Genomic DNA, 3,794 nt, shown 5'->3' on the forward strand with positions numbered 1-3,794 from the left:
CCCCACACCCCACACCCCACACCCTACACCCTACACCCTACACCCTCTTTCAAGTCAGGAGATTACTTTTTATTTATTCTCCCCAATCCCCAATTCATAATTCATAATTCCCAAACCCTAATTGACTAACAAGAGGTTAAATACTATGTCTAACAACAATTCTGAACGAGTAGTGCGTCGTGGTCGAGTTTTTCCAGAGATGCAATCTACAGAGGAAGAAAAGGCCAAACATCGCGCCCGACAATTAGAATTTTATCATCGTTGTTGGCCGATTTTTCAGAGTTTACAGCCCCGGTTAATGAAACATTATTATGGTTGGTACATTGCGATCGAACCCGATAGCGGCGATTATTTTATCGATCCCGATCAAGAAGTGGCCAGTAAAAAAGCAAGGGCAAAATATCCCGACAAAATTCATCACATCTTTGGCATTAATGAAACTGGAGTTAGTGGCAGAATATGATTGAAGGGAGATTTGGAACCAAAGGACAAATTTATTTTGATATCGATTTAGTTGGCGATGATGGATTGATTCTACCCGCAGAAGTTATGCTGGATACGGGTTTTACCGAGTTTTTAGCCATAAATAGTCAAGATGCTGACAGTCTTGATTGGCGTTTTTTGCGACAAAATAAATTGATAACCGCTCAAGGAGAAGCATTTTTTGATATATATTTAGGCAGAGTAAGAATTGATGGTCAGGAATACGAAATTCCCGTCTTTGCAGGGGAGGCAATTAAGGAGATTTTGTTAGGTTCGCGGTGGCTAAAACAATTTATCTTAGTAGCTAATTATCAACAAACACAGGTGACATTAGGATAATGACAAAAAAGGCGATTATTTTACTTTCCGGGGGATTAGATTCAGCGACAACAGCAGCGATCGCTCTAGCTGCTGGTTATCAATTAATTGCCCTTTCCTTTCGTTATGGACAAAGACACGAACGTGAATTAGCGGCGGCGAAAAAAATTGCTAATTTCCTCAATATTAAAGAACATCATCTGATCGAAGTCAATCTATCTTTGTGGGGAGGTTCCGCTTTAACGGATCAATCTATAGCTATTCCCCAAGAGGGAATTAACCCAGATATTATCCCGATTACCTATGTGCCGGGGAGAAATACAGTTTTTATTTCGATCGCTCTTTCTTTAGCGGAAGCAAGGGAAGCGGAGGCGATATATTTAGGAATTAATGCGGTGGATTATTCCGGTTATCCCGATTGTCGTCCCGAGTATTTAGATGCCTTTCAAACTTTAGCTAATTTATCATCGAAAGCGGGTTTAGAAGGGAAAGCACCCCAATTAATTGCCCCTTTGGTGATGGATAGTAAGGTAGATATCGTCCGTCGTGCTGTTAGTTTAGGGGTTCCCATTGCTGATACTTGGTCTTGTTATCAAGGAGAAGTTGAACCCTGCGGTTTATGCGATTCCTGTCGCATCAGAGATCAGGCTTTAATTGAGGCTGGTTATCCCGAATTAGCCACTCCCCTGTTGAAAAACAGCCGGGGAAAATAGGGAGGATAGTGAAAAATGGAGATAATCTAGGCAATTAAATGTTCAATGAGGATTTTACTGCCGATTAATATTAAAACTAAACCGCCGAGAATTTCCACCTTTTGACTAAATAAATTACCGAATTTATGCCCGATAAAAACAGCTATAAAACATAAAGCAAAGGTAATAAAACCGATGACAGTGCAAGCTAAAAGTAAGGGAGTTTTAATCATCGATAAACCCAAACCAACTACTAAAGCATCGATGCTAGTAGCGATCGCTAATCCGATTAAAGTATAGGAATCTAGAGGATTAAATTTTTTTTCCTCGTCATCATTTTGAACAGCTTCGTAGATCATTTTACTGCCGATCGCTCCTAGAATAATAAAAGCGATCCAGTGGTCAAAAGAAGCAAGAAAATCGCGACAAGTTAGACCAATACCCCAACCAATCATCGGCATAATTGCTTGAAATCCCCCAAAAAACAAAGCAATTTTCAAAGCCTTATTAACATGAATATGACGAATCATCAGGCCACTGGTCAGAGAAACGGCCACGGCATCGGCGGCTAATCCCACGGCAACAAAGGAAGTGGTTAAAAGTTCGAGTGAAGTAAACATCTATAGTTGTTTATCCTTTAATTTCCCCTTATCTTAACTAATTTTTACCCAGAAAACTTTCATATTTCTCTCATGATCCTCTCATTTATCTATCATTTCTCTAACCTAAGTAGGTAGGCGTTAAAAGTTGTCAGATGCCCCCCTTATCAAGGGGGATTAAAGGGGGGACTAAGGGGGGATCGGCACCCCCCTTATCAAGGGGGGCAGGGGGGATCGAACCTAAAATCCATTTTTAATTTAATTATAACCAGCTACTTAATTAGTGAGAGGATCGAATTGAAAACGTTTAAAACCACATTACTGGTTTCTAACCGATCGCCTGCACCTGATGGATCGCTTCTGGGGTAAAACTGATGATATACTCAGCTTCTAGGACTTTTTCGCCCGTTACTGTGATTTTATCGGGAAATTCAGCCTTATGAGTCCGAGGAACCAATGCTGCTGTTTTATAAATTCCCCCGAATTTTTTCCAGGACAAAGTTAAAGAAGATACTTTTTCCCATCATCGATCATCCCGTCTGCTTTTAAGGTGGCGAACGCTACCATATAGGAAAAGTGCCAAGTAAAAAATTATGATAATTTCGAGAATTACCGGAGAATGAGGTGGGAGAGAACGGTGATAAAATTAGCTAATTGACTCCCCTAACTTAAGCACTCAATAACCGCTCACTGAAAATATGGCTGATTTTTTTAACACCTATGGTTTTTTAATTGTTTCAATGATATTTGGAGCCATATTAGGCATTTCAATTTATCTGCCCTTAATGGCCGGTCAATTATCCTTAGCAACCCCCGGTTTTTACGCTTTAGGTGGTTATGTTGCCGCCATTCTTTCCACGAAAGTTTTTACTAATACTGGTAGCAATTATCCCCTTAATTTGGTCTTTTTAGAAATGTTAATTGCTGGCATTATTGCGGGAATATTAGCCATAGTTTTAGGTATTCCTGTTCTCCGTTTGCGAGGGATTTATTTAGCTATTGCCACAATCGCCTGGGTAGAAATTTTGAGAATTATTGCCCTTAATCTCGAGATAACTGGCGGTGCGGTCGGTATTTTCGCCATTCCCCAACCTTTCAATACTCAATTAGCCTACCTTTGGCTGGCCTTGCCCCTCTTATTCCTAACTATGCTGTTTCTCTATCGGTTAGAAAACATCAAAATTGGTCGGGCATTTAATGCCATTCGTGCCGATGAATTGGCAGCTGCATCTATGGGAATTAATCCCACCTATCACAAAGTTTTATCCTTCACTTTCGGGGCAGTTTTAGCGGCAGTGGTGGGAGCGGTAAGCGCCCATTTTCTCAATACTTGGAATTCCCGTCAGGGAACTTTTGATGCCAGTATTATTTTCTTGGCTTTCGTTTTAATTGGTGGTTCAAGAACTTTTGTCGGGCCGGTGGTGGGAGGCATTGTTTTAACTGCTTTGCCCGAAGTTTTACGCGCCCTCGGTGGCGTGAATGGTTTACCAATTTGGTTAGGGAATTTCTTGCGCGATGGTCGTTTGATTATTTTTGGAATTTTAATCGTTTTGGGAACGATTTTTTATCCCCAAGGCTTAATTACACCTGAATTAATCAAAAAACTAATTCCTTTTAAAAGACGTTCCTCTCTTAGTCAATTTGATTCCTAGTCATGGATCAATGTTGTCGATTGGATTCCTTTTTAATTAATGATATAATA

6 protein-coding genes are annotated in these 3,794 nt (G+C 40.3%); 4 read left to right on the plus strand and 2 right to left on the minus strand.

All coding sequences use genetic code 11. From position 1 onward, the window contains the following. The first annotated feature begins 145 nt into the window (after positions 1-145). From PX636_RS09055 to queC, 3 genes are read left to right on the plus strand one after another with little or no spacing between them, the layout of a single operon-like run. Entirely contained in the window at positions 146-463 is a 318-nt protein-coding gene (locus PX636_RS09055; protein WP_002799114.1) for a hypothetical protein, read from the plus strand. Beyond that, a complete protein-coding gene (locus tag PX636_RS09060) occupies positions 460-822 on the plus strand; it encodes a hypothetical protein (RefSeq protein ID WP_002781773.1) in 363 nt (120 codons plus the stop codon). Before PX636_RS09055 ends, PX636_RS09060 begins: the two co-directional genes overlap by 4 nt. Further along, positions 822-1,514 carry a 7-cyano-7-deazaguanine synthase QueC gene (queC, locus tag PX636_RS09065; RefSeq protein ID WP_002799117.1) on the plus strand — a complete coding sequence of 231 codons (693 nt, stop codon included), beginning with the start codon at positions 822-824 and terminating at the stop codon, positions 1,512-1,514. Before PX636_RS09060 ends, queC begins: the two co-directional genes overlap by 1 nt. Positions 1,515-1,540: 26 nt before the next feature. On the opposite strand, the gene PX636_RS09070 is transcribed toward queC, so the two are convergent. Together PX636_RS09070 and PX636_RS09075 are read right to left on the minus strand one after the other, a co-directional pair. Next, positions 1,541-2,113, minus strand: a complete 573-nt coding sequence (locus PX636_RS09070; RefSeq protein ID WP_002802463.1) for a manganese efflux pump MntP — start codon at positions 2,111-2,113, stop codon at positions 1,541-1,543. A gap of 307 nt (positions 2,114-2,420) precedes the next feature. Then, a complete protein-coding gene (locus PX636_RS09075) occupies positions 2,421-2,591 on the minus strand; it encodes a hypothetical protein (RefSeq protein WP_288116814.1) in 171 nt (56 codons plus the stop codon). Between the two features lie 199 nt (positions 2,592-2,790). Here PX636_RS09075 and PX636_RS09080 point away from each other — a divergent pair, with 199 nt between their 5' ends. After that, positions 2,791-3,744, plus strand: a complete 954-nt coding sequence (locus PX636_RS09080) for a branched-chain amino acid ABC transporter permease (RefSeq protein ID WP_288116816.1) — start codon at positions 2,791-2,793, stop codon at positions 3,742-3,744. Positions 3,745-3,794: the final 50 nt, after the last annotated feature.

It is taken from the genome of Microcystis sp. M53598_WE2 (assembly GCF_030067735.1).
GTDB lineage: Bacteria > Cyanobacteriota > Cyanobacteriia > Cyanobacteriales > Microcystaceae > Microcystis > Microcystis aeruginosa.

Excerpts from the sequence above, each read along its gene's own strand:
- PX636_RS09055 (WP_002799114.1), top strand. The coding sequence starts at position 146 with ATGTCTAACAACAATTCTGAACGAGTAGTGCGTCGTGGTCGAGTTTTT.
- PX636_RS09060 (WP_002781773.1), top strand. The coding sequence starts at position 460 with ATGATTGAAGGGAGATTTGGAACCAAAGGACAAATTTATTTTGATATC.
- queC (WP_002799117.1), top strand. The coding sequence starts at position 822 with ATGACAAAAAAGGCGATTATTTTACTTTCCGGGGGATTAGATTCAGCG.
- PX636_RS09070 (WP_002802463.1), bottom strand. The coding sequence starts at position 2,113 with ATGTTTACTTCACTCGAACTTTTAACCACTTCCTTTGTTGCCGTGGGA.
- PX636_RS09080 (WP_288116816.1), top strand. The coding sequence starts at position 2,791 with ATGGCTGATTTTTTTAACACCTATGGTTTTTTAATTGTTTCAATGATA.